This is a genomic window from Streptomyces sp. NBC_00237 (assembly GCF_026342435.1).
Taxonomy (GTDB): Bacteria; Actinomycetota; Actinomycetes; order Streptomycetales; family Streptomycetaceae; genus Streptomyces.
Genome location: NZ_JAPEMT010000006.1, coordinates 37,700 through 63,211, shown reverse-complemented (window position 1 = coordinate 63,211; position 25,512 = coordinate 37,700). Strand labels below are relative to the sequence as shown.

Here is a 25,512-nt window from a genome sequence, read left to right as displayed (position 1 = left end):
GATGCGACAGCGATGGGCCGAGGATAGTGCGGCCGTACGGCGAAAGAGTCCGCCGATCGCTACCGTTCCGTCACCGTCCGCATGGCTTCGGAGAGGCGTTCGAGGGTGCGTACGGTCTCCAGGAAGGCGCTCTCGCCGAGTTCGCGGCGGAGCCTGTCGGCCAACTCCGCGTGGGCCGGATCGAGCCGGCGGATGGCGTCCGCCCCGTCGGGCGTCGCGCGGAGGAGCTTGGCGCGGCGGTGGGCCGGGTTGTCGGCGTACTCCGCGAGCCCCCGCTCGACCATCAGGTCCGCGATGCGCTGCACGCTCTGGCGGGTGATGCCCATGGTGCGGGCGATCGAGGCGACCGGGGCCGGGGTGCGGTTGACCGCGCCCAGGACCTGCCACCAGGAGGCGGTGAGGCCCACCTCGCGGGCCATCCTGTCGGAGACGGCGATGAACTGGCCGTTGAGGTGGAACACCCCGAGCGCGGTCCGGGTGAGGAGCTGCTGGGTGGGCGATTCAGGCGCTTCGGATGCTTCAGGGATGAAGGCGGGGTCCGTCATGAGGCCAGGATCTCGAACGCGGTCGGGTCGGAGTCGTGGAACAGCCGGTACCACGCGTCCAGCTTCTCCGGCGGGAACACGTCCAGGCGACGCAGGATCTCGCGGGCGAACGCCTCGGGCTGGGTGCTGTTGGCGGTGATCAGGTCGCCGTCGGTGAGGGCGTCGGTGTCGACGTAGTGGGCGGAGCCCTTGTATCCGGTGGCGTCGAGGTAGAAGGACACGTTGCTGGTGTGCGGCCGGTCGTCGAGGAGGCCCTCGCGGGCCAGCCCGGCGGTCGCCCCGCAGATGGCGGCGACGGGCACACCGGCGCCGAGGAAGGCGCGGGCGGCTGCGGCGAAGGGCGCCAAATCATCGCCCTCGTCCCAGAGTTCACCGCCGGTGAGGATGAGGACCGCACTGTCCTCGGGCCGTACGTCCGCGAGGGTGAGGTCGGGGAGGACGCGCAGGCCACCCTTGGTGGTGACGGGATCCGGGGTGAGGGCGACGGTCTTGATCTCGTACCCCTGGTCGGCGAGTTCGGCGGTGATGTGGCCGGACTCCCAGTCGGCGTAGGCGTCATAGACGGCGAGGTGCACGGTCTTGCGGGACATGGACGTCTCCTGGAGATCGTGGGACTCGGCCTCCGCTGACTGCTCCGGCCGATGACAGAATGCTGCCAACATGACAGCGTGCTGTCAATGCCCGTGCAGGTACGACGCCGCGGCATACCCGCGCCAGCCCCCTCCCTCACGCCCCGCCCCAGTGGTGGCCCCCCAGGCCCCCGCACCCTCCACGGGAGGCCCACCAATGCCCCCGTGTCCTCGTGGGATCATGCGGCCGTGGAAGCGTTGAGAGCCGAAGACCCCGCCTACGTGGGACAGTTCCGACTGCTCGCCCGCCTCGGGGCCGGTGGCATGGGTCGCGTGTACCTCGCGCGGTCCGGCGGGGGGCGTACCGTCGCCGTCAAGCTCGTACAGCCGGAGCTGGCGCGGCAGCCCGCGTTCCGGGAGCGGTTCGCCAGGGAAGTGGCGGCGGCCCGGCGCGCGGGCGGGGAGTGGACGGCCGACGTCATCGACGCCGACACGGACGCCGAGGTGCCGTGGGTGGCGACCTCGTACATCCCGGGGCCGTCGCTGCGGGACGCCGTGGGGCGGGAGTTCGGGCCGCTGCCCGTCGACACCGTACGCGTGCTGGCGCACGGTCTCGCGCAGGCGCTGGAGGCCATCCACGCGGGCGGTCTCGTGCACCGGGACCTCAAGCCGTCCAACGTGCTGCTGGCCGTGCAGGGGCCCAGGATCATCGACTTCGGGATCGCGCGGGCGCTCGACCCCGTCACCGGCGAGGGCGTGCTGACCCTCACCGGGACCGGTGAGCTGCTCGGGTCGCCCGGTTTCATGTCGCCGGAGCAGGTGCGCGGGGAGCGGGTCGGGACGGCGTCCGACATCTTCTGCCTGGGGTCGCTGCTCGCGTACGCGGCGAGCGGGGTGCAGCCCTTCGGGGACGGCGCGAGCGGCGCGCACGCGGTGATGTTCAAGATCGCGAACGACGAGCCGGAGCTGCCGGGCCCTGACGATCTCCCCGGCGACCTGGCCGGTCTCGTACGGGCCTGCCTGCGCAAGGACCCGGCGGCCAGGCCATCCGCCGCGTCGATCGCCGCCCACCTGTCGGCCCCGCCGGGTCCCTGGCTGCCCGCCGGAGTGCTGGCCCTGATCGGTGAGCGCAACGCCGAACTCCTCGACTTCGAGCTCGAAGCGAGCGCGCGGGGCGGGGAGCCGGGCGGGGGCGCGGAGCCGGGCGGGGGCGGCACCTTCGCGCGGGAGGTCGCGGGGGCGGCCACGCAGGGGCCCGGGGGCGCCGCCCCGTCGACCGGTGGGACCGACAAAACCGGCGGCACCGGCACCGGGGCCGCTCCCGGACGTCCCCGTCGACGGCACCGCGCCGTCATCGCCGTCTGTACGGTGCTGGCCCTGGCGGCGGGCGGCGCGTACGCCGCGTACGAGGCGAGGGACCGGGACGAGAAGTCGGCGAAACCCGGGGGCGGCACCGGGAAGCCCGTCGCTCCCCCGCCCACGCCCACCCCCAGCGGCGGCACCACGCAGGGCGCCGGGATCGTGCCCGCCGGGTTCCTCGGCGCATGGGAGGGCGTCGTACGGGGGACGCACGACAACCCGAGCGAGACGCGGCGCGTCGAGATCGGCCAGGGACGGACCGGGGAGAAGGCCGGGACGTACGTCATGGTCGGCCCGGACCGGCTCTGCATGGGGCGGTCGGTGCTGGTGAAGGCGAGCGACGACGCGGTGGTGCTCGGCGAGAGCAACGTGACCGCGAGCGTGCCCGCGAAACGGTGCAAGCCCTCCGCCCGCCAGACCCTGACCCTGCGTTCGGCCGATCTGCTGGAGTGGAAGTCGGGGTCGGAGACGGCCACGCTGAAGCGGGCGAAGGCGGGCGCGGAGGCCGTTCCGGCACGCTTCGTCGGGGAGTGGAAGAACGCCCCGTCCAAGCACCGGACGCCCGAGGAGCAGGACAGGTACCAGACGAACATGACCGTCACGCAGGGACCGGTGGGGGCTCCTCTCGTACGGATCGACGAGTCCTACCCCCGGACGGGCGACGAGGGGCAGCCAGTGGAGGGGGACGTGCGCTGCATCCGGACGGCGACGGTCGGCGGCGTCGGGAACCTGGTGATCGTCGGGCCTGCCCTGCTCAACCCGGACGAGTCCGACGCGCAGTGCGTCACCGACCTGACGTCGCGGAGCCTGCACATCATCCGTTGGGAGGGCAAGGAGATGTTGCAGGACTACTCGATGGGGACCGACAGCGAGCCCGGGGAGTACGTGCGCTACCGATGACCCGTCAGTTCCGTTCCCGTAACAACAACTTGCTCGACGGGGCCGCGCCGTGAGCCGGAATCTATCCTCGGCCCATGGAAGCCCTCACCAACTCCGACCCGTCCCGCATCGGCCCGTACCGGCTGCTCAGCAAACTCGGCGCGGGAGGGATGGGGCAGGTGTACCTCGCCCGGTCCGAGGGCGGGCGGACGGTCGCCGTCAAGCTCGTACGGGCCGAACTGGCGGTGGAGCCGGAATTCCGGCGGCGGTTCGCCCAGGAGGTCGAGGCGGCGCGGCGGGTGGGCGGCGAGTGGACCGCTCCCGTGCTGGACGCGGACACCGAGGCGAAGGAGCCGTGGGTCGCCACGGGGTACGTTCCCGGGCCGACGCTGCACGAGGCCGTGGCGCGGAACGGGCGGGCGCTGCCCGAGAGTTCGGTGCGCGTGCTGGCGAACCGGCTGGCGCAGGGGCTGGGGGCGATCCACGGGGCCGGGCTCATCCACCGCGACCTGAAGCCGGGCAACGTCCTGGTCACCATCGACGGACCGCTCGTCATCGACTTCGGCATCGCGCGGGCGCTCGACGCGGTGTCGGGCACGGGCAAGCTCACGCGGACGGGCGCGGTCGTTGGATCCCCCGGGTTCATGTCGCCCGAGCAGGTGCGGGGGGAGTCGCTGACGGCGGCGAGCGACGTCTTCTGCCTGGGTTCGGTGCTGGCGTTCGCGGCGACGGCCCGGGCTCCCTTCGGGGGCGGCGAGAGCGGGATGCACGGGGTGATGTTCCGCATCGCGCAGGAGGAGCCGGATCTGGCGGGGCTGCCGGAGGGGTTGTCCTCTCTCGTACGGGACTGCCTGGCGAAGGAGCCGGGGGCGCGGCCGACCCCTGCGGAGGTGGCGGAGCGGACCGCTGACGCGGTGCCGGACTCCGGGGAGTCCGAGCCGTGGCTTCCGGCGGGGCTGATCGCCCACCTGGGTCGTCACGCGGCGCAGTTGCTGGACGCGGAGACTCCGGCGGCGATGGCGCAGCCGCCGATGCCGGTGGGCCCGCCGACTCCCTTGCCGGGGGCGGTGGGGTTCGGTGCGGCTGCCCCGGTGCCGCCCATGCCCATGGGGGCGCCGACGCCGGTGCCCGGGAGCGTGGGGCCCGTACCGGCGATGCCTGCGGGGCCGCCGACACCGTTGCCCGGAGGGCAGGCGGGTGGGGTCCCCGGGAGCGGGGCTCCTTCGGAGGCGGCAGCCCCGCCGCTCGAAGGGGCGGGGGAAGCGGAGCAGGCGGAGAATGCCGCGCTTCCCACGCCTCCGCCGGGGTTCGGGCCCGTGCCGACGCCGACCACGCCGTCGGCCTCCGCGCCGCCGCCGGGGTTCGGTCCGCCGCCCGGGGCCGGGTACGGCGGCACGCCCCCCGGAGGCACCACGCCGCTTGGTGGGTACGGGAGCACGCCGCCCGGTGGGGCCACGCCGCCGCCCGGGTTCGGGCCCGTCGCCGGGGGTGGCGCACCGGGTACACCCAGCACATCCAGCACACCTGGCGCGCCTGGCGCGCCCAAGCCCCGTAAGCCGCGCAGGGGTCTGATCGTCGCGGTCAGTGTCGTCGCCGTGCTCGCCCTCGGAGGCGGGGGCACGCTCGTCGCCGTGAACGCGTTCAAGACGAAGGACGAGGGCAAGAGCAACAGCAAGGGACAGCAGGGCGGCGGCGCGGCCAAGGCCACGCCCAAGCCGACCCCGCCCGTCGCGGGCGGACAGGGCACGGATGCGGTCTCCCCGACCGCCGCCCCCTCCGCCACCGGAGCCGGGAGCGGAACCGGGTCCGTCGCCGGGGCGGTTCCCGCCGGATACCTGGGCATCTGGCAGGGCGAGGTCAAGAAGTCCGACGGCACCGTGGACGCCCTGCGCCGCTTCACCATCAAACAGGGCGCCGAGGGCGAAGAGGTCATCGACACCGTCAACTCCGCCGACAAGCAGCTCTGCGAGGGCGTCTCCACGCTGATCTCGGCCGGGAACCTCCTGGAGGTCGACACCAAGCGCGTGGTGAAGTCCCTCCCCGAACCGGACGACTGCTCCCCTTCCGGCAAACAGACCCTGCGCCTGCGCCCCGACGGAACCATCGTCTGGACGGACGGCGACGGCACCACCACCGCTGTGCTCCGCAAGGTCCCGCCCATGGCGAAGGAAGCCGTACCGGCCCCGCTGATCGCCACCTGGAAGCGCACGTTCAAGAGCGAGGACGGCGCGACCCACAACACGGTGCTGAAGATCAGCCAGGGCACCTACGGCGAGGTCGTGATGAAGACGACCGGCGACGGCGACAACTACCACTGCGAGTGGGAGAGTTCCCTGGTCGACGTGGGCACGAACGGCGCTAGCACGCTGCGCCTCGCCCCCAGCGTGGTCACCGCGAGCGAGCCGAAGGAGCACTGCAAGAGCGGCGACTCCAGCACCGAACTCCTCGAACTGCGCGGCGCGCAGCTGATCATCACCCAGGCCGGCGCGAGCAGCGACACCGAACCCGCCTCGTACCGTCGCACGGGCTGACGCCCGGGTGGACGCCCGGGTGGACGCCCGGGTGGACGCCCGGGTGGACGCGACGACGGTCCTGCTCCCCCGCCCGGCGGAGCCGGATCGTCAACAGGCATGATCCACCTCCCCCTTGACCGGGGCGAGGCTGGCCCCATGCACACGGTCCACGCCCCCGCCACCGCCCGCCCGGTCCCCCGCTGGGCCGAGCGCGTCGCCCACGCCATTCCGCTCGTCGCGCTCCCGGTCTGCCTCTGGCGGCTGCCGTTCGCGTTCGGCTTCCCCATGGGCCACACGCAGGAACAGCCGCCCTGGGCCTGGTGGATGATCCTGTACGTCTTCGGGCTGAGCCTCCTCTCGGAGGCGTTCGCCCTGCTCGGCTTCGGCCTGGTGCGCAGGTGGGGGGAGGTGGTCCCGTCCTGGGTGCCCCGCCTCGGCGGACGCCGTATCCACCCGTGGGCGGCGATCGTCCCGGCCGCGCTCGGCGGCCTGCTCCTGACGGCCAACCTCGTGGACTGGGGGCTGACCGTGGCCCTCGGCCGCCCGGGCGAGTTCCCGTTCGCGGACGGCTGGCGACCGCTCGCGATGACGATGAGCGGCCTGTTCAACCTGTGGGGCCCGCTGCTGCTGATCCTGACGTACGGCTACTGGCGCCGTCGGCGCGGCGAGTGAGCCGGTGGGCCCGGCCGAGGCGGGGTGGTGGGGCGCGAGATCCGAGGCGCCCCACCACCTCACCTCACGGCAGCCGGATGGTCCGCACCAGCGGCATGTCGGCGTACAGCTCCGGTCTCCGCTACGTGATTCCAACGGCCCGGACCGGGCCGGAAGCCCTTGGGCGTACGGGTCCCGGGCCCGCTACGCCGTCGCGAGGGGCGGCGTCGGTGCTGTCCCGCCCAGCCCCCGCATCGCGGCCCGAGCCGCCGCCGCGCCCCACTTCGCCGACTCCATGAACCCGAGCACGCCCTCGGCGACGGGCACCGGCTCCCGGCTGTCCCGCTCCCCGCTGTCCCGCGCCTGGCTGTCCCGCGCCGCCGCCCGTACGCACGCCGCGCACCGGCCCGCCGCAGGCAGTCGCGCCCCGCACCCCTCGCACGCGTGCCGCAGCAGCGGTTCCGGCGGGGCAGGTGGAACCGGCGGGCACTTGCGCCGCAACCGGTCGGCGAGGAGCTTCGGGGCGGAGTGCACCTCCTGGGGCAGGCCCGCCGTCAGCGCCTTCGCCAGTACGGCGTCACTGGCACCCCGCTCCCACCACACCTCCACCAGCGGCGCCAGCTTCAGCGCCTCCGCCGCGCCGAGCGACAGGGTGGGCACTGTGCGGCCGAGGCCGTGCAGGAAGCGGGCGGCGCGGCCGGTAGTTACGGCGGGGCCGTCCGGCCCCTCCCCCGTGCCCGCGCCCGCCTCCGCCTCCGCCTCCGGCAGGGAGGGAGGTTCTTTCGGAGAGGTACTGGAAACCAAGGGTTTCGGGCCCGTTCCGCGAGCCGCTCGTTCACCGGAGGCCAGCTTCCAGCCACTTTCGGGTTCATTCTCGGGAGCGGGCTCGACAGGCTTCTCGTCTCGCTCTTCGTACGGGTGGTCGAAGACGACGTAGACGGTCCGGAACCGACCCGACTCGGGGTCCTTGCGCACCTCGCGCCGCAGATACCGGGCTTTCTCCAGCTCACGCAGGGCGGAGGCGATCCTGGCCCGGCCCTCCGTGCGCTTTGCCGCGAGCGTGCGGACGGACGCGCGGGCTTCTTCGGGGAGGCTGACGAGGTACATCAGTACGCCTGCCGCGCACCAGGAGATCGAGCAATCTCGAAGCAATTGATTGCTGAAGATGGTGAAGGCGCGCGTGGGGGAGGTACGGTGAATCTGCATCGGAGTTGCATCCTCCTGGTGCCGGGCCCCGGGTGCTGAGAACACCGCGGGGCCGACTTATGTCGATGTGCTGATGTGTTGATGACCATTACGCGACCATCAACTGCCCGGCACGCAAGCCGGGTTGGCCTTTCCCACTCATTCGAGTGAGGGCCCGGATTCCTCTGACGTCCGCCCCAGCACCGCGTCCGCCGCCCCCGCGAGCAGCCCCAGATGCACGCGCCGCCCGGCCGAACTCGGCGGACACCACCACTCCAGGGGCCAGGTTCCTCCGTTGAGTGCGGGCACGGGGATGAAACTCACCTTGTTCGGGCCGGAGTTGAGCACGGTCACCCCGTCCGGCCATGCTCTGTACGCCGTACTTCCGGCCCCGACCAGGAAGTACACGGAGCGCACGCCCCTGACCTCAGCGACGATCGGCCCGGGGTCGCCGCCCGTCAGCTCCTCCAGCAGCTCGGCCACCCTCCGGCCCGCGTCGCCTTCGATGCGTACGGCATCGAATTGCACGCCTGCTTTGCGGAGTTGGACGCCGGAATCGGGAATCCAGTCGATGTTTACTTCATGAGTTTGCGTATCCACACTGACAGCTTGTCGGGGCCGGGTTTACGTTTTCCATAGGCTTCGGCGGACCGTTGAGCAAGGCCAACTTCCGTTGTCGCGGGTTGAATTCGGCGGGGACTGGTTGAGGCTGGTTGAGGCCAGTTTAGAGTGAATTGGTGAACGCGATGGCGCGTACGGAGAACAAGGAAACGGCAGGTCCGGCGGCACGACTGGTAGCACGGATGGTCCTGACCATCCGGAAACAGAGGGGCTGGTCGCAGGAACGGCTCGGGCAGGAGCTGGGATTCACCGGGGCGGCGGTGAGCGCGATGGAAACGTGTGCGCAGCCGCCGAGTGATCAGATGCTGGTGCGGCTGGAGGAGGTACTCGGGGAGGGATCGGGCTTCTTCGAGGAGTCTCGGAAGGCGGTGCGGAGGGAGAAGTTCCCACCGCTCTTCCAGGACTTCGCGGACTTGGAGGCACGGGCGGCGACACTGTTCCTCTACTCGATGCAGACTGTCCATGGCCTCTTCCAGACGGAGGCGTACGCGCGGGCTCTGATCGGCGGCGGCTTCCCACAGCTCTCCGAGCCGCGAGTGGAAGAACTGGTCCAAGCCCGCCTGGAGCGCCGGTCTCTTTTGGACCGGGAACCTACGGCCCTCATCGAGCTGGTCATCGAGGAAGCCGTACTGACCCGCGCCATCGGAAGTACTGAGATCATGCGCGATCAACTGCTACATCTCGCCGCCTGCGCCCGAAGGCGCAATGTCACGCTCCAAGTACTCGCGCAAGACTGCGGCCTGTACGGGGAGAACGCAGGGGACCGTGGAAACCTGACCGTCATCGAGACACTCAGCAACGATCGCCTTGTATACCTGGAAGTTCAGGACGAGAGCATCCTGATCGAGGACCCCGTAAAGGTGAGCCTCTACTTCCAGCGGTATGCGAAGATCCGGTCACAGGCCATGGGCCCTCGTGAATCGCTGGGCCTCATCGAGCAGTTGGCGGGAGAGCAGAGATGAGCAAGACCCCCCGGTGGTTCAAGTCGAGCTACAGCAGCAGCGCTGGCGGCGAGTGCATCGAAGTGGCCTACGACTGGCACAAGTCCTCGTACAGCGACGACGGCGGCGGCCAGTGCGTCGAGGTCTCCGCCTGCTCGCGCACCGTCCACGTGCGCGACTCCAAGCTGGGCGATGGAAGCCCCATCCTCACTGTTTCCAGCGCCAGTTGGGACGCGTTCCTGCCCGCCGCCGAGGCGCGCTGAGGCACACGCTCGCCGGGGCACTTGGGGGCGGGGGCGGGCCTTGTCCATAACGCCCCCGATACCGGCACCGAGGCAGTTTCGCCCCAGCCCTTCGCCTCAGCCCTGCGGGGCTTGGTGGGTTGCTCTTCCTGCTGGGGCTGCCCCCCCCGTTAGGGGCTCGGGACTGTACTGCCATGCGGCTCCGCCGCGCGGGTGCTCCCTGCTTGCTGGGGCTGCGGAGCACGCCCTCAGGGGCGCGGGGAACTGCGCGCCCAGCCCCAACGCACCCGCACATCCGAACCCCCAAGCCTCGCGAGTTTAGGTGAAGGGGTGGGGAGGGGCGGCCCGCCGCAGGCGCACCGGGGTGCGGCGCACCTGATGGCGGAGGTAACAGCAGGCGGCACCGGGGCGGGCCCGGAGCGAGAGGGGCCGCCCCCTTGCCCGCCCGTCCCGCCCCCGGGGGGCGGCCCCGCCGCCCAAGGAGGCGAGGCGGAAGCCCCGCCGCCCAAGGAGGCTGGGGAAGCGGAGGGGCGGAGCCCAAGGGGGCGAGGCGGGGTCGAAGCCCAACGGGGCTAGGCGGAAGCGGAGCCCAAGGGGGCTGGCGGAGGTGGAGGGGGCGAGGCGGAGGTGGAGGAGCTGGACGGAGGCGGAGGCGGAGGCGGAGGGGCTGGGCGGAGGCGGAGGTGGACGGGCTGGGCGGAGGTCCCGGCGTTCAGGGAGGCGAGGGAAGGGGAAGGGGTGGTGGCGCCGCCCAAGGGGGCTAGGCGGGAGCGGAGAGGGGCGGGGGGTGCCGTCCGAGGGCAGGAGGGGAGCGAGGGGCGTCTCCCTGGGCGCCTCCACCTGGGCAGTGTTCATAGTCGGCCCGGCTCCCGCCTCGGATACCGTGTTCCTCTACGGGGTGCCATAACGGATGTGACGCCCCCCACCGGAGGTAGTCACGTATGAGTTCAAAGCGCAGCAAGAATCCAGCCCTGCCCGTACTTGACGACGCATTCCGACTCGCGTCGGTCAAGGACGCCGAAGAGTCCACCCGTGACTTGACCGCGCGGCTGGCCACCACCGAGCTGCGCCGCGTCTCCCACCCGGGCCGGGTCACCTGGGGGCCCACCGATCAGGCCGAGCCCGTACCGGTCCCGCCGACCGTGGTCGACGGTGACGGAGACCTGTGGCTGCGGGACCGGGGCACTGGCACCTGGACCCTGCCCGAGTTCAACCCGAAGGAGTTCCCGGCCCGCTGTGGCGAGGTTCTGACGTGGAACGAGCTTGTCTCCGAGTTCGGCCCGCTCACCGGGCTGGCCGACGACCGCCGCATCGGCGGCGGCCGGCGCTGACCGCGCAGCCTTCCGGGACGACCGCGCCCCTGAAGCGCCTGTTACAGGAAGCTGGGAGCTCCAGCTCACCGCCCAGCGCGACGACGGCGGCGAGCAGATGAGCGTGGTGGTCGGTCACGATGCCTCCGTGGAGCGGCCGGATACGTCGTCGCTGTCCTTGGGGTCGGGGTGGAAGAAGCGTGAACACCGCCGCGATCCCGTCGTCACGACAGCGGTCGCCGAGCTGCCGGGCAGCCCTCGAAGAGGAGGGATTCGCGGCGGCCCTCCGGCCGGACAGCGTCGTCCCGATCGGAAGGGGCGCGGCCGGTGATCCGGCAGAGCCGTCTGCCCCGGACCGGCACGCCGAATTGTGGGAAAGGCAGCGCGGCACACCCGTGCGCGCGACCACGGCCCGCCCGGGCCCCTTCCACGCAGCCCACATCGACGACCGCCTCGTCGAAGGCTGACCGGAACACCGTGCGCCCTCACACGCTGCCCGCGAGTCCCGCCAGCAGGGTCTCCGCGGTGGCCGTGCGGGCGTAGAGAACGAAGCGGCCCGTCCGGTACGGCTCGACCAGGCCGGCGGACTTCAGCACGCTCAGGTGCTGGGACACCCCGCCCCCGGACAGGCCGGTGCGCTCGGCCAGCGCGGTGGTGGAGGTCGGCGACTCCAGTGCCGCCAGGACCAGGGCCCGGGAACGGCCGATCAGCGCGGCCAGCGCCTCGGGCGCCGCCGCGCCCCGGCACTCCCACAGCGTGCCCACCCCGCGCGGTGGATACCGTACGGCCGGCTGCCAGTCCGGGGAGACCTTGGAGATCACGTGCGGCCACGCGAAGGCCGACGGCATCAGCAACAGCCCCTGCCCGCCCAGCGACCGGGTACGGGTGTCGTGGCGGCGCCCCACCCGCAGCCTCTCCCCCGACCAGGTGATCAGCGGGTCCAGATCGTCGAACAGCCGACTGGCACCGCCCTCCGCCAACCGCCGGGCCCGGTAGGCGATGTCGGCTTCGAGCAGGGTCCGCACCCGGGGCCAGTACGGCGCGAGGGCCAGGTCCCAGTACACCTCGACGGCGTCCGCCAGCTCGATGAGTCCACGGTGCGGGTCACTCCGCAGCATCTCCGTCGTCGCGGTCCGCGGCAGTTCCGCCAGGTCGCGGCGGACAGCCTCGGCCGGTACGGCGCGCAGAGCGGCCAGCTCCAGGTCCAGCCCGGGCAGCGGGACACAGGGCGGCGGGCTCAGGAACGAGGGCAGCACACACCCCGTTCCGGAACCGGCCAGGTCGGACAGCATCCGCCAGCCCGCCCGCGCCCCGTCCAGCCGGTCGCGCACCTGCCTCACCCACGGCAGGTGGACCTGGTGCGCCGCGGCGTCCCGGACGACCCGGACGCTCGCCACCGCCTCCCACAGCGGGGACACCGCGAATCTCGTACGCGCGACATCCGCGACGGCGAACTCCAGCTCCAGCACGGCCGGCCCCCCCGCCTCGATGCGCCTCGATCTCCGTGGGTTCCCTGCGGATTCCCCGTGGATTCTCCGTGGATTCAGCCCAGGCTAAAACATTCGGGAGCCGGGCCTCCGACCGGCAGAGTCGCGCCCATGCACTCCCCTTGGCGGAACCCCGACTTCCGCAGACTCTTCGCCGCGGCTGCGATCAGCCAGACCGGCACCCAGGTCGGCTACGTCGCGATCCCTCTTGTCGCGGTCGTCGCACTCGACGCCGGACCAGGACAGGCCGGTGTACTGGCCACCCTCAGTACGGTGGCCTTCCTGCTGATAGGTCTGCCCGCCGGGGCGTGGGTCGACCGGCTGCGCCACCGCAGCCTGATGGTCACGGCGGATCTCGTACGGGCCGGGACGCTTCTGACGGTTCCCCTCGCCTGGGCGGCGGACCTGCTGACGCTGTGGCAGTTGTACGCCGTCGTCCTGGTCAACGGCTGCGCCACCGTGTTCTTCGACGTCGCCTCACAGAGCGTCCTGCCGCGCGTGGTGGGCCGCGAAGGACTGCTCGACGCCAACGCCGCGATGACGAGTCTCCAGGCGGCGGGCAATGCGGGCGGCCGAGCTGTGGGCGGCGGGCTGGTCCAGCTCGCCGGGGCGCCCGTCGCCGTCGCGGTCAACGCCGTCAGCCATCTGGCGTCGGCCCTGTTCCTGCGCGGGACCCGGATGTCCGACGCCCCGCCGAAGCGCGGGCAGACCCGGCCGAGGGTCTGCGAGGGCCTGCGCCATGTCCTCGGGACGCCGGGGCTGCGGCCCCTGGTCCTGGGCGGAACGTTCATCAACTTCGGGAACCAGATGATCAATACCGTGCTCCCGGTGATCTTCGTCGACGAGCTCGGCCTGACCGCGTCCGCGTTGGGGCTGTACTGGGCCGCCGGCGGCGTCGGGATCTTCGTGGGTTCCCGGCTGGCCCGGCCGGTGTCGCGCCGGTTCGGCATCGGCCGCACCCTGGGTGCCGCCGGACTGGTCGTCGCCCCGGCCGGACTGCTCGTCCCGCTTCTCGACCGGGGGCCGTGGCTGTGGATCGCGGGCATCGGCTGGGTGCTGACCTGCGTCAAGGTCGGCCTCGACAACGTGCTCGGGGTGAGCCTGCGCCAGCGGCTGACCCCCGAACACCTCCTCGGCCGGATGAACGCCACCTTCCGGTTCATGCTCATGGGTGCCCTGGCCCTCGGGTCGGCGGCGGCCGGCCTCATCGGCGAGCTCGCCGGGGCGCGGGCGGCGATGTGGGTCGGCGCGGGCTTCCTCGCGATCGTCTGGGTCCCGGCGGTGCTCTCCCCCCTCAGGTCACTGCGCGACCTGCCCGAGGAGATCCACGCGGGGCCGGACGGCACGTCGCGGACACCGGCCGGGGCCGGAGCCGGGACGGAGGCCGGGGCGGGGGCGGGGACGAGGGCGGGCCGGGGCCCCGTGCCGGGCGCACCCGATGCGGGACCCGGCCCCCGGGTCGCCTCATGACCCCGTCGGGACCTCGGGGTCCAGCGAGTTGCCCGCCGGGATGCGGCCGCAGTCCGACGGGGCCTTCTTGCCCGCGAAGCGGTCGTTCAGCCAGCCCAGGGCGGTGGGCGCCCACGGCACGGCGGCCCCGAGGTGGCTCAGCAGCTCGAACTGCTGGTACTTGACCGCCACATCGCCCTTGGCGCAGTACTGCCGCGCCAGCGCCCGCACGTCGCCGGAGACCATGACGCCGTCGCCCCGCCCGATGCCCGGGTGGTTGCTGAGGGTGCCCTCGAAGACGCCCCCGTTGCCCTGGGCGATGTAGCCGGGGATCTGCGGGGTCGCGGCCGAGCCGAGGTTGAGCTTGTTCACGGCCTCCAGGAAGGGGGCCACCGAGTTGGGGTTCTCGTACTGCGGCTTGACCATCTTCTGCCAGGTCAGCCCGGGGTACTGGCCCAGCGCGTTGGCGATCGACGCCTTCTCGAGCTTCTTGAAGACCTGGAGGCCGTAGCTGTTCAGGTACGGGGTGAAGTCGATGTCGTACGCGCGGGCCGCCCCGATCACGGCCATCGGTGCGACGCCCGCCCAGATCGCGCTGCCGCCGATGTACTTGAGGTTGTGGGAGGGGTTCACCAGGAGCCCGCCCTCGGCGTACCCGACCAGTCTCCTGTTGACGTCCGGTGCGTAGGTCGGCGCGAGGACGGCGGCCCAGTGGGTGGCGATGGCCCCGCCCGAGTACCCGGCGAGCCCGAACCGGGTGGCGGAGTTCAGCCCGGTCTCCGGGGCCCTGCTCGCGGCCCGGATCGAGTCGAGGGTGTTCGTCCCGTACTCCGGTCCGGCCGCGAAGTCGGCGGTCTGGCCCTCGGTGTCCGGGATGACGACGTTGTAGCCCGCCAGCAGCAGCGGAGCCATGAGGAGCGACTCGCCGTTGGCGATGGCTCCGCCGAGGGAGACGTCACCGGCGATGGCGCGGGAGGGGCCGTGCTCGGGGTCGAGGGAGTCGTAGAAGGACTGGTACGACACCGCCTTGGTGGTGTCGCCGTTCGGGCTGCGCACCACCGAGGTCACCCCGGCGGACGGCCGCCCCTGGGCGTCGACCGTACGGAAGAGCAGCTGGGTCGCCTTGACCGGCGTCGCGATGCCGAAGACGTGGTACTTCAGCGTCCGCGTCTTCAGCACGTCACCCGGCGCGTACGAGGCGAGCGGCTTCTCGCCGTCGTACGCGTAGAAGGGATCCGCGGCGGCGGAAGAGGAGGAAGCAGCCTGCGGGGCGGCGGAGTTGGGGGCGGCCGACGCGGTGGCGGTCATGGGGACGGCGGTGACGGCCAGGACGGTGAGGACGGCGGCGGCCAGCTTGCCCGGTGCGGTGCGGTGCATGGTTCCCTCGGATTCGTCTCATGGAACACGGGGATGGCGTGGGGGTGTCCAGGGGTGTTACCTAGCGGTAACAGCGCCGCAAGTTACCAAGTGGTACGCCTGTTGACCAGAGTTCTCACAAGGACGGAAGTGTCCGGGCATGCAAAAGGGGCGTCCGGACCGAGGTCCGAACGCCCCTTCTCGTACCGCTCGACCCCTAGATGAAGGAGTTGATCTCGATCGTCTCGGTGCGGCCGGGGCCGACGCCGATCGCGGAGATCGGCGCGCCGGACATCTCCTCCAGCGCCTTCACGTAACGCTGCGCGTTCTTCGGCAGGTCGGAGAAGGTCTGCGCCTTGGTGATGTCCTCGGACCAGCCGGGGAGCTTTTCGTAGATCGGCTTCGCGTGGTGGAAGTCGGTCTGCGAGTACGGGAGCTCCTCGACGCGCTTGCCGTCGATCTCGTACGCGACGCAGACGGGGATCTCCTCCCAGCCGGTCAGCACGTCGAGCTTCGTCAGGAAGAAGTCCGTCAGGCCGTTCACGCGGGTGGCGTAACGGGCGATCGGGGCGTCGAACCAGCCGCAGCGGCGGTCACGGCCGGTGGTGACACCGCGCTCGCCACCGATGCGGCGCAGCGCCTCGCCGTCCGCGTCGAACAGCTCGGTCGGGAACGGGCCCGCGCCGACACGCGTGGTGTACGCCTTCAGGATGCCGATGACGCGGCTGATCTTCGTCGGGCCCACGCCCGCACCCGTGCAGGCGCCGCCCGCGGTCGGGTTCGAGGAGGTGACGAAGGGGTACGTGCCGTGGTCGACGTCGAGCAGGGTGCCCTGGCCGCCCTCGAAGAGGACCACCTTGTCGTCGTCGAGCGCCTTGTTCAGGACGAGGGTGGTGTCCGTGACGAACGGCTTGATCTGCTCCGCGTACTGGAGCATCTCCTCGACGATCTTCCCGGCCTCGATGGCGCGGCGGTTGTAGAGCTTGGTGAGGAGCTGGTTCTTGGTCTCCAGCGCCGCTTCGACCTTCTGGGTGAGGATCGACTCGTCGTAGAGGTCCTGGACGCGGATGCCGACGCGGTTGATCTTGTCGGCGTACGTCGGGCCGATGCCCCGGCCGGTCGTACCGATCTTCCGCTTGCCGAGGAACCGTTCCGTCACCTTGTCGACGGTGACGTTGTACGGCGTGATCAGGTGAGCGTTGCCGCTGATCAGAAGCTTGGACGTGTCGACTCCGCGGTCGTTCAGCCCACTCAGCTCGGAGAGCAGGACGGCGGGATCGACGACGACACCGTTTCCGATGACCGGCGTGCACTCAGGCGAGAGGATTCCGGAAGGGAGAAGATGCAGCGCGTACTTCTGGTCGCCGACGACGACCGTGTGGCCGGCGTTGTTGCCGCCCTGGTAGCGCACTACATAGTCAACGGATCCACCGAGCAGGTCGGTGGCCTTTCCCTTGCCTTCGTCACCCCACTGAGCACCGAGCAGCACAAGTGCGGGCACAGGCGTACACCCCTTCCGGGCGGGGCATGTCCAAGGTCAAGGGGTGTACGCGATGGTGTACGACGACGACAGTGTCGGCGTACGGAACGTCTCCTGACGTCCGTCGCGTGCCTTGACCGCTGAACGAGCTGCCCCGGAATAGACGAAGCCCCTGGCGCAATAGCGCAAGGGGCTCTTGCACAAAGATGCTACCCGAGGAAGGACCGAGGTGTCGGCTCCCGACCAGCTCATGGTGGTCATCGACCCGGTCGCCCGGCGTATGGACGGCGAGTCCGTGCGCATCGCGAAAGACGTGCTGTGTGCCGGGGCACGGACGAAAATCTCTCTTCCGGAGACGGGGGAGGAGTTCGCGCGGGCACTGGCCCGCCGGGGCCGAAGGCGGCCGGTGGTGATCGGCGACGACCGGACGCTGCTGCGGACGGTGGGCCTCCTCCACCGGGAGAGGGAGCTGGCGGAGGGCGGGCCGCTGGGGATGATTCCGGTGGGCGACCGGGTCGCCCTGGCCCGCTCGCTCGGCGTGCCCACGGGCACGGTCGCGGCGGCGCGGGCGGTCCTGGAGGGCGCGTCCCGACGGCTCGACCTGCTGGTAGACGACAGCGACGGGGTGGTCATCGGGGGCCTGCGGGTGCCCGCGCTGGGGCCGTCCGGGCCGGGGGCGGCTGCCGGGGGTCCGCCGTCGGTGTGGACGGCGTGCCGGACGCTGGTGCGGACCCTGGTGCGGCCCGCGCCGCCGCAGCGGGTGGTGACGTACCGGCTGCGGGTGGAGGCGGACGGGGTGCTGCTGAGCGATCTGGACGCGGCGGTGGAGGGGGTTTCGGTACGTTCCCGGGGCGGGGGGACGGTCGAGGTGGAGGTCGCCGGGGCCGACTGCGCGAGCGCCCGTGCCGCCCAGACGGTCACGGTGTCGGGCCCCGACTTCCGCTACCGGGCGGACGGGGTCGTCGGGGGCCCGGTACGGACGCGGACGTGGACGGTGAAGGAGGGGGCGTGGGGCTTGGTGGTCCCCCCGGAGGCGGCGGGCTGACCTTCGGGGCGGCCCGCACCCGGTTGCGCCTGCGGCGGGCTGCCCCTCCCCGCCCCTTCACCGAAACCCTGACGGGACTTGCTGTCACGGATGGGGCTACGCCCCTCGCCCCCTGCACGGCTCCGCCGCGCGTCCTCAAACGCCGGACAGGCTGATTGCCCGCACCCTCAGGTCACGCCCCCACGTCCCTCCGCCTCAGCCCCACCAAACCCGCCCCCACCAGCACAACCCCGACCCCCATCAGCACGAGCACCGGACCCCACTCCATCCCCGCCCCCGGCACCTTCGGCAGGTGCCCGAACGGCGACACCCGCAGCACCGCGTCCGGCGCGCCGACGACCGGCCCGATCCACCCCACCGCCAGGCACAACCCCGTCAGCCCCCACGCGGCCTGCGCCACCGAGGGCGCGAAGCCGTACAGCAGGACCGCCACCCCGCCCAGCGCCCACACCGCAGGCACCTGCACCAGGCTCGCGCCCAGCACAGGACCGAAGTCCTTGCCGTACCCGAGCGCCAGCCCCAGCCCTCCGGCCAGCAGCACGATCACCGCCCCGCCGAAGGCGATCACCAGGTGCCCCGCCGCCCACCGGAGCCGCCCCACCGCCCCCGCCAGCACCGGCTCGGCCCGCCCCGAGGTCTCCTCGCCGTGCAGTCGCAGCACGGACCCGACGACGTACAGGGCCGCCACCATCCCCAGCATGCCGACCATCGCCGCGAGGAACGCCTCGCTCAACTCCTGCCGGCCGCCCATCCGCTGGAAGATCTCAGCGGTCTGGGCGTTGCCCCCGACGAGGTCCGTCACCCCGTCCGCCATACCGCCGAAGAGAAGGCCGCAGACCAGGAATCCGGCCGCCCACGCGGCCACACTCCCCCGCTGGAGCCGCACCGCCAGCCCGTACGCCGACGACAGCCGCCCGGCGGCCGGCCCCGGCCTGGCGGGCAGGAAGCTCATGCCCACGTCCCGCCGCCCCGCCAGCACCTGCGCCGCCCGTACGAGTGCCACCGCCCCCGCGACCAGCAGCGACAGCACCCACCAACGCTCCTCCGCGTACGGGCGGACGTTCTCCGTCCAGCCCAGCGGCGAGATCCAGTTGAGCGGCGACGAGGCGTCGGGCGTCGCCACGTCCCCCGCCGCCCGCAGCACGAAGGCCGCGCCCAGCCCCGCCACCGCCAGCCCCTTCGCCAGCCGCGCGCTCTCGCTCAACTGGGCGGTGACCGCAGCGAGTCCGGCGAAGAACATCCCCGTCGCCCCGATGGCGAGGCCGAGCGCGAGCGCCCCGGCGGAGTCGCCGGTGGCCGACGCGAGCCCGCCGAAGGTGAACAGCGCGAGGGCCGCGTTGGCGATCAGGGCGGCGAGCAGCGCCGCCGCCAGCGGGGCCCGCCGCCCCACCACGGCGGACGACAGCATCTCCTGCCGCCCGGTCTCCTCTTCCTCCCTGGTGTGCCGTACGACGATGATCAGGCTCATCGCGCCCGCCATCAGCGCCACGAACCCGCCCAGCCGCCAGGCGACGAGCCCGCCGACCGAGGTGTCGAAGACCGGCCCGTACAGCGCCCGCAGCGAGCCGCTCCCGGCCATCGACCCGGCGACCTGAGCGCGCGCGGCGGGCGAGCCGTACAGCCCCTCGATCGTGCCCGCGCCACTGCTCATCGTCAGTCCGAGCACCAGCACCCACACCGGCATCATGACCCGGTCCCGGCGCAGCGCCAGCCTCAACAGAGCGGAGGTGGCGGCCAGTTGACGCCCCTTCGAGGGAGCGGGGAGCGCAGCGACGGCGTTCATCGTACGAGCACCCCCTCCGCGCTCTCGTCGCTGTAGTGGCGCATGAACAGCTCCTCCAGCGTCGGCGGCGTACTCGTCAGCGAGCGCACGCCGGACGCGGTGAGCGCGCCGAGTACGGCGTCCAGCTTGTCGGTGTCGACCTGGAGGCGGACCCGGTTGCCCTGCACGTCGACGTCGTGGACGCCGGGGAGGGCGGTGATGCCGTTCGGCGCGGAGGCCAGTTCGGCGGTGATGGAGGTGCGGGTGAGGTGGCGGAGTTCGGCGAGCGAGCCGGTCTCCACGGTGCGCCCCTGCCGGATGATGCTGACCCGGTCGCAGAGGGTCTCGACCTCGCTGAGGATGTGCGACGAGAGCAGTACGGTCTGCCCGGCGTCGCGCGCCTCCTCCACGCAGCGCTGGAAGACCGACTCCATCAGCGGGTCGAGCCCACTGGTCGGCTCGTCCAGGATCAGCAGGTCCACGTCCCGGGCCGCGAACGCCGCGACCAGAGCGACCTTCTGCCGGTTCCCCTTCGAGTACGTACGGCCCTTCTTCGTCGGGTCGAGCTCGAAGCGCCCGATCAGCTCCGCACGCCGCGCCGGATCGAGACCGCCCCTCAACGTGCCGTACAGATCGATGACTTCTCCTCCCGACAGGTTCCGCCACAGCGTGACGTCGCCGGGGACGTACGCGATCCGCCGGTGCAGGGCGACCGCGTCCTGCCAGGGGTCGCCGCCGAGCAGCCGGGCCGCACCCGAGTCGGCGCGCAGGAGGCCGAGCAGGACGCGGATGGTGGTGGACTTGCCCGAACCGTTCGGCCCGAGGAAGCCGTGAACCTCGCCGGAGCGGACGTCGAGGTCCAGTCCGTCCAATGCGTGCGTGCGGCCGAACGACTTGTGCAGTCCGACGACGCTGATGGAGTTCGTCATGTTTCTGAACGTACGCTCGCTTCACAAATTTGTGAAGTTAAGGAACCGTATAAACTCCCGGGCATGGCCGGGGGGCTTCGGACGAGGGAGAAGATGGGGCGATGACCAGCGTGAACGCCGAGAAGAGCCAGAGCGGCCAAGACAGCCCGAGCGGCCGGGCCAGCGAGAACGGCAGGGCCACCACCACCGACCACGACGCCGCCGTGTCCCGCTTCGTCGAGCGCTTCGCGGGCGAGATGACCGACGCGGGCATGCAGCGCATGGCCTCCCGCGTGTTCGCCGCGCTGCTCGCCTCCGACACCGGCTCGATGACCTCCACCGAACTCTCCGAACAGCTCCGGATCAGCCCGGCGGCGGTGTCGGGCGCGATCCGCTACCTCACCCAGGTGAGCATGGTCCGCCGCGAACGCGAACCGGGCACCCGCCGCGACCGCTACCTCCTCCACGACCAGCTCTGGTACGAGGCGTTCGGCCGCCGCGACCAGATCCTGGTCCGCTGGGAGAAGGCCCTCCTGGAGGGCGCCGAACTCCTGGGCCCGGACAGCCCGGCGGGCCGCCGCATCGCCGAGTCGGCGGACTTCTTCGCGTTCGTCCAGAAGGAGATCCCCCTGATGATGGAACGGTGGCGGGCCCAGCGGGGCAATTCCAGCCCGTCGGGGGGGTCCCCCCTGCCCGAGCGAAGCCGAGGGCTTGGGGGCGGTTGAGGACGCGCGGCGAAGCCGTGCAGGGGGCGAGGGTTGAAGCCGTGCAGGGGGCGAGGGGCGTAGCCGTGCAGGGGGCGAGGGGCGTAGCCCCGGGCGGTAACAGCAACCAGCCGTGGGCCGCACCCACCGGGCCCCGCCCCGGACCGCAGGGGATACGGGGTTGGCTCCCGGAGGCCACCTCCCCGTAACCCGCGATTCAGACACCCTTGCGACCCTCGCTCAATGCGACCCCCCGTGCACTCTCCGCCCGCCGCCCTCTATTTCGGCGCGCCCGCCGAGGGCCCCGCGCGGAAGAATGGGGCCATGAGCCAGCAGCCCAGCACCAGCGCGAACAAGAGCGACCGGAACGCGAGCTCCGCGAGCAAGGGCGCGAGCGCCGACCTTCCCGTCCAGCACGCGCAGCCCTCCGTGGGGTCCATCGCCGCGCACCGGCCGCACACCCTCGCCGCAGCCCAGGCCCCCTCGACGGCCCGGCTCGATCCGGACCTGGACTCGGACCTCGACATGTACGAGGAGAGCGAGGAGGAGGACGGCGACGGCACCCGGGTCCCCCTGCCCCAGGGGCGCTTCCTGGACCGGGAGCGCAGCTGGCTCGCCTTCAACGAGCGGGTGCTGGAGCTGGCCGAGGACCCGGCCACCCCGCTCCTCGAACGGGCTAATTTCCTGGCCATCTTCGCGAGCAACCTCGACGAGTTCTTCATGGTGCGGGTGGCCGGGCTGAAGCGGCGCATCGCGACCGGGGTCGCCACCCGTTCCGCCTCCGGACTCCAGCCCCGCGAGGTGCTGGACCTGATCTGGACGCGGTCGCGGGAGCTCATGGCCCGGCACGCCGCCTGTTTCCAGCAGGACATCTCCCCGGCCCTCGCCGACGAGGGAGTGCACCTGATCCGCTGGCCGGACCTGACCGAGAAGGAGCAGGCGCGCCTCTTCACTCTCTTCCGGCATCAGATCTTCCCCGTGCTGACGCCGCTCGCCGTGGACCCCGCGCACCCCTTCCCGTACATCTCGGGGCTCTCGCTCAATCTGGCCGTCGTCGTACGGAACCCGGTCAGCGGGCACCGGCACTTCGCCCGTGTGAAGGTGCCGCCGCTGCTGTCCCGCTTCCTGGAGGCGTCCCCCGAGCGGTACGTGCCCCTCGAAGACGTCATCGCGGCGCACCTGGAGGAGCTCTTCCCGGGGATGGAGGTGCTGGCGCACCACATGTTCCGGGTGACCCGCAACGAGGACCTGGAGGTGGAGGAGGACGACGCCGAGAACCTCCTCAAGGCCCTGGAGAAGGAGCTCATGCGGCGCCGCTTCGGGCCGCCGGTGCGGCTTGAGGTCGAGGAGTCGATCGATCCGTACGTACTCGACCTGCTGGTACGGGAGTTGAAGGTCTCCGACGCGGAGGTGTATCCGCTGCCGGGGCCGCTGGACCTCACCGGACTCTTCCGCATCGCCGGGCTCGACCGGCCCGAGCTGAAGTACCCGCGCTTCATCGCGGGGACGCACCGCGACCTCGCCGAGGTCGAGTCGGCGTCGGCGCCCGACATCTTCGCCGCCCTCCGGGAGAGGGACGTACTGCTCCATCACCCGTACGACTCCTTCTCGACCTCCGTGCAGCTCTTCCTGGAGCAGGCCGCCGCCGACCCGGACGTGCTCGCCATCAAGCAGACCCTGTACCGGACTTCGGGCGACTCGCCGATAGTGGACGCCCTGATCGACGCGGCCGAGTCCGGCAAGCAGGTGCTCGTACTGGTCGAGATCAAGGCCCGCTTCGACGAGCAGGCCAACATCAAGTGGGCCCGCAAGCTGGAGGAGGCGGGCTGCCACGTGGTGTACGGGCTCGTCGGGCTGAAGACGCACTGCAAGCTGTCGCTGGTGGTGCGGCAGGAGGGCGACACGCTGCGGCGGTACAGCCACGTCGGGACGGGGAACTACCACCCCAAGACGGCCCGGCTGTACGAGGACCTGGGGCTGCTGACCACTGATCCTCAGGTCGGGGCCGATCTGTCGGACCTGTTCAACCGGCTGTCGGGGTACTCGCGTCGCGAGACCTACCGACGCCTCCTCGTCGCCCCCAAGTCCCTTCGGGACGGCCTCATCTCGCGGATCAACCAGGAGGCCGTGCACCACCGCGCGGGCCGCCCCGCGTACGTCCGCATCAAGGTCAACTCGATGGTCGACGAGGCCATCATCGACGCCCTCTACCGGGCCTCGCAGGCGGGCGTGCCCATCGACGTGTGGGTGCGCGGGATCTGCGCGGTACGGCCGGGGGTGACGGGGCTCTCCGAGAACATCCGGGTGCGGTCCGTACTCGGCCGGTTCCTGGAGCACTCCCGGGTCTTCTCCTTCGGCAACGGCGGCGAGCCCGAAGTCTGGTTCGGCAGCGCCGACATGATGCACCGGAACCTGGACCGTCGGATAGAGGCGCTGGTACGGGTCACCGACCCGGCACACCGCGCCGCCCTGTCCCGCCTCCTGGAGACCGGCATGTCGGACACCACCTCGTCCTGGCACCTCGGCCCGGACGGCAACTGGACGCGTCACGCCACGGACGCGGACGGACATCCCTTGCGCCACGTACAGGAAATGCTGATCGACGCCCGGAGGCGCCGACGTGCCACACCATGAATCCCTTACGCCATCCCTCATCACCTCGCTCACCGTCCCGCCCCCCGGCAACGGGAGCGGCAACGTGACCGGCGTCGGCAACGGCCAGGCCCTGCTCGCCGGTCATCTGCACACGCACGCCGCCGAGTTCCTGCGGGCGCTGCGACGGCACCGGGAGGGCTCGGACGCCACCGACCCGGTGCAGGCGGCGCGCTCCACGCTCGACATGCGGCGGGCGGCCCGCCGGATCGGGGGCGCGCTGCACACCTTCCGGCCGATGACCGACCAGACGTGGGGCGACCCGCTGCGGGCCGAACTCGCCTGGCTGAGCGGGCTGTTGGCGCGCGAACACGCGTGCGCGGCGCGGCTGAGCCGGTTGCTTGAGGCGATGGAGAGGCTGGGGGCGGCTACCGGTCCCGTACCGGGGCAGCGGGAGGAGGCGGGCGCGCCCTCCCGGGAGAGCGCGCTCGGCGTCGCCCGGGCCGCCGCCCTCCTGGACCGTCAGCTCACCCTGGCCCGCACCCGCGCCCACTCCGCGGCCCTCCAGGCCCTCGGCTCCTCCCGCTTCCACGCACTCGCGGACGCGGTGGCGCTGCTGGCGTCGGACGCCCCGGTGGTGCCCGGTGACCCGTACGAGCACGCGGCCCGCGCCACGCACCGGCTGGCCGAGGCGGTGGCCGCGCTGCCCCTGGGTCTTGCGGGCCGCCCGTACAACGCCCAAGCCGTCCACGAGGGCCAGGACTCCCCCTGGCACCACGTCCGCCTCCTGCTGCGTCTGCACCGGTACGCGGCGGAGGTGACGGGCGGCGACACCAGCGCCCTCGCCGACGCGGGCCGGGCCCTGGACCGGCACCGCGACGCGGCGGAAGCGGCCTCGGCCGCGGCGGCGGCCGCCCGTACGGCACGGATCGCACCCGCTACGGCGTACGCACTCGGGGTACTCCACTCCTCACAGCGCCACGAGGTCGAAGCGGCCCGCTTCGCCTTCCAGCGGCAGTGGCGGCAGGCGGTGGTTCCGGGATGAGCGACGGGTCCGGCAGGACGGTGCTGGCGGCGGGGTGCGTGCTGTGGCGGCGTGCTCCGTACGACGGGGGGATCGAGGTGTGCCTCGTGCACCGGCCCCGCTACGACGACTGGTCCTTCCCCAAGGGGAAGCTGAAGCGGGGCGAGGACCCTCTGTCCGGGGCGCTGCGGGAGGTCCTGGAGGAGACGGGGTTCCACTGCCGTCCCGGGGCGCGGCTGCCCACGGTGCGGTACGTCGCGAACGGGCGGCCGAAGGAGGTCTCGTACTGGGAGGCCGAGGCGACCCACGGCTCCTTCACCCCCAACGCCGAGGTGGACCGCCTCCTCTGGCTCTCCCCGGTGGCCGCCGCCAACCGCCTCACCCAACGCCGCGACCGCTCCCTGCTCCCACCCCTCCTCACCACCCTCCACGCTGCCTAACCCCCTCCCCCCACCCTCTTGAACTCCGCTCCCGCCCAGCCCCTTGGACGACGGGGCTCGCCTCCCCTCGGGCTCCACCCCGCCCAGCCCCCTTGGGCTCCGCCGAGGCCAGCCCCCTCCGCCTCCGCCTCCCTCGCCCCCTTGGGCGGCGGGGCCGCCCCCCGGGGGCGGAACGGGCGGGCAAGGGGGCGGCCCCCCTCGCTCCGGGCCCACCCCGGAGCACCCCCGCCCAGCCCCGGTACCGCCACGCCTCTCGCAAGGGGCCCACCCCGGTGCCGCCCGCTGTTACCTCCGCCGATGGGTGCGCCGCACCCCAGTGCGCCTGCGGCGGGCCGCCCCAGACCCACCCCTTCACCTAAAGCGCTCGCCGCGCGGCTGTCCCGCACACGTGCGGGTGCGTGGGGGCTGGGCGCGCAGTTCCCCGCGCCCCTAAAGGGGCACGTCCGAGCA

The 25,512-nt window shown here is 72.1% G+C and carries 22 protein-coding genes; 13 read left to right on the top strand and 9 right to left on the bottom strand.

Translation table 11 applies throughout. The features are described 5' to 3' along the window. Positions 1-59 precede the first annotated feature (59 nt). Together OG897_RS38500 and OG897_RS38495 are read right to left on the bottom strand one after the other, a co-directional pair. Complete coding sequence (locus OG897_RS38500) at positions 60-545, bottom strand: MarR family winged helix-turn-helix transcriptional regulator (protein WP_266664732.1); 486 nt, start codon at positions 543-545, stop codon at positions 60-62. Continuing rightward, positions 542-1,135 carry a DJ-1/PfpI family protein gene (locus OG897_RS38495; protein WP_266664731.1) on the bottom strand — a complete coding sequence of 198 codons (594 nt, stop codon included), beginning with the start codon at positions 1,133-1,135 and terminating at the stop codon, positions 542-544. Before OG897_RS38495 ends, OG897_RS38500 begins: the two co-directional genes overlap by 4 nt. Positions 1,136-1,363: 228 nt before the next feature. Between OG897_RS38495 and OG897_RS38490 the strand changes: the two genes are divergently transcribed. The 3 genes from OG897_RS38490 (at position 1,364) to OG897_RS38480 (ending at position 6,537) form a co-directional block, all read left to right on the top strand. Beyond that, positions 1,364-3,373 (top strand): serine/threonine-protein kinase, encoded by a 2,010-nt coding sequence (locus tag OG897_RS38490; protein ID WP_266664730.1) that lies wholly within the window; start codon positions 1,364-1,366, stop codon positions 3,371-3,373. A 74-nt stretch (positions 3,374-3,447) separates the two neighbouring features. Further along, the gene (locus tag OG897_RS38485; protein ID WP_266664728.1) at positions 3,448-5,883 is read left to right on the top strand and encodes a protein kinase; all 2,436 of its coding nucleotides are present in this window, start codon (positions 3,448-3,450) and stop codon (positions 5,881-5,883) included. A gap of 138 nt (positions 5,884-6,021) precedes the next feature. Continuing rightward, entirely contained in the window at positions 6,022-6,537 is a 516-nt protein-coding gene (locus OG897_RS38480; protein WP_266664726.1) for a hypothetical protein, read from the top strand. A gap of 183 nt (positions 6,538-6,720) precedes the next feature. Here the strand turns inward: OG897_RS38480 and OG897_RS38475 are convergent, their stop codons facing one another. Together OG897_RS38475 and OG897_RS38470 are read right to left on the bottom strand one after the other, a co-directional pair. Then, positions 6,721-7,722: a hypothetical protein gene (locus OG897_RS38475; RefSeq protein ID WP_266664724.1), complete on the bottom strand. Its 1,002-nt coding sequence runs from the start codon at positions 7,720-7,722 to the stop codon at positions 6,721-6,723. A gap of 138 nt (positions 7,723-7,860) precedes the next feature. After that, on the bottom strand, positions 7,861-8,301 hold the full coding sequence (locus OG897_RS38470) for a hypothetical protein (RefSeq protein WP_266664723.1): 441 nt from the start codon (positions 8,299-8,301) through the stop codon (positions 7,861-7,863). A gap of 146 nt (positions 8,302-8,447) precedes the next feature. On the opposite strand from OG897_RS38470, the gene OG897_RS38465 reads away from it, so the two are divergent. From OG897_RS38465 to OG897_RS38450, 4 genes are all read left to right on the top strand, one after another. Further along, entirely contained in the window at positions 8,448-9,284 is an 837-nt protein-coding gene (locus OG897_RS38465) for a helix-turn-helix transcriptional regulator (protein ID WP_266665037.1), read from the top strand. Beyond that, positions 9,281-9,526: a DUF397 domain-containing protein gene (locus OG897_RS38460; protein ID WP_266664721.1), complete on the top strand. Its 246-nt coding sequence runs from the start codon at positions 9,281-9,283 to the stop codon at positions 9,524-9,526. Before OG897_RS38465 ends, OG897_RS38460 begins: the two co-directional genes overlap by 4 nt. Positions 9,527-10,446: 920 nt before the next feature. Beyond that, a complete protein-coding gene (locus OG897_RS38455) occupies positions 10,447-10,836 on the top strand; it encodes a hypothetical protein (RefSeq protein WP_266664719.1) in 390 nt (129 codons plus the stop codon). Between the two features lie 179 nt (positions 10,837-11,015). Next, positions 11,016-11,282, top strand: coding sequence for a hypothetical protein (locus OG897_RS38450; RefSeq protein ID WP_266664717.1), 267 nt, complete (start codon positions 11,016-11,018; stop codon positions 11,280-11,282). An 18-nt stretch (positions 11,283-11,300) separates the two neighbouring features. On the opposite strand, the gene OG897_RS38445 is transcribed toward OG897_RS38450, so the two are convergent. Then, positions 11,301-12,284 carry a DUF5937 family protein gene (locus OG897_RS38445; RefSeq protein WP_266664715.1) on the bottom strand — a complete coding sequence of 328 codons (984 nt, stop codon included), beginning with the start codon at positions 12,282-12,284 and terminating at the stop codon, positions 11,301-11,303. Between the two features lie 129 nt (positions 12,285-12,413). Here OG897_RS38445 and OG897_RS38440 point away from each other — a divergent pair, with 129 nt between their 5' ends. Next, positions 12,414-13,772, top strand: a complete 1,359-nt coding sequence (locus tag OG897_RS38440) for an MFS transporter (RefSeq protein ID WP_266664713.1) — start codon at positions 12,414-12,416, stop codon at positions 13,770-13,772. Here the strand turns inward: OG897_RS38440 and OG897_RS38435 are convergent. Continuing rightward, positions 13,767-15,128: a lipase family protein gene (locus OG897_RS38435; RefSeq protein WP_266664711.1), complete on the bottom strand. Its 1,362-nt coding sequence runs from the start codon at positions 15,126-15,128 to the stop codon at positions 13,767-13,769. The two genes, OG897_RS38440 and OG897_RS38435, sit on opposite strands and share 6 nt — an antisense overlap. A 196-nt stretch (positions 15,129-15,324) precedes the next feature. After that, a complete protein-coding gene (locus tag OG897_RS38430) occupies positions 15,325-16,608 on the bottom strand; it encodes an adenylosuccinate synthase (RefSeq protein ID WP_266664709.1) in 1,284 nt (427 codons plus the stop codon). 229 nt (positions 16,609-16,837) lie between these two features. Between OG897_RS38430 and OG897_RS38425 the strand changes: the two genes are divergently transcribed. Continuing rightward, positions 16,838-17,632 carry a diacylglycerol kinase family protein gene (locus tag OG897_RS38425; RefSeq protein ID WP_266665035.1) on the top strand — a complete coding sequence of 265 codons (795 nt, stop codon included), beginning with the start codon at positions 16,838-16,840 and terminating at the stop codon, positions 17,630-17,632. 172 nt (positions 17,633-17,804) lie between these two features. Here OG897_RS38425 and OG897_RS38420 read toward each other — a convergent pair whose 3' ends face one another. Next, entirely contained in the window at positions 17,805-19,415 is a 1,611-nt protein-coding gene (locus OG897_RS38420) for an ABC transporter permease (RefSeq protein WP_266664707.1), read from the bottom strand. Next, positions 19,412-20,323, bottom strand: a complete 912-nt coding sequence (locus tag OG897_RS38415) for an ABC transporter ATP-binding protein (RefSeq protein WP_266664705.1) — start codon at positions 20,321-20,323, stop codon at positions 19,412-19,414. Before OG897_RS38415 ends, OG897_RS38420 begins: the two co-directional genes overlap by 4 nt. A 236-nt stretch (positions 20,324-20,559) precedes the next feature. On the opposite strand from OG897_RS38415, the gene OG897_RS38410 reads away from it, so the two are divergent. From OG897_RS38410 to OG897_RS38395, 4 genes are all read left to right on the top strand, one after another. Further along, complete coding sequence (locus OG897_RS38410) at positions 20,560-21,027, top strand: GbsR/MarR family transcriptional regulator (protein ID WP_266665033.1); 468 nt, start codon at positions 20,560-20,562, stop codon at positions 21,025-21,027. A 303-nt stretch (positions 21,028-21,330) separates the two neighbouring features. Then, a complete protein-coding gene (locus tag OG897_RS38405; protein WP_266664703.1) occupies positions 21,331-23,640 on the top strand; it encodes an RNA degradosome polyphosphate kinase in 2,310 nt (769 codons plus the stop codon). Positions 23,641-23,704: 64 nt separating this feature from the next. After that, positions 23,705-24,643, top strand: a complete 939-nt coding sequence (locus OG897_RS38400) for a CHAD domain-containing protein (RefSeq protein ID WP_266665031.1) — start codon at positions 23,705-23,707, stop codon at positions 24,641-24,643. Next, complete coding sequence (locus OG897_RS38395) at positions 24,640-25,062, top strand: NUDIX hydrolase (protein ID WP_266664701.1); 423 nt, start codon at positions 24,640-24,642, stop codon at positions 25,060-25,062. The genes OG897_RS38400 and OG897_RS38395 overlap by 4 nt, the downstream gene beginning before the upstream one ends. Positions 25,063-25,512 lie beyond the last annotated feature (450 nt).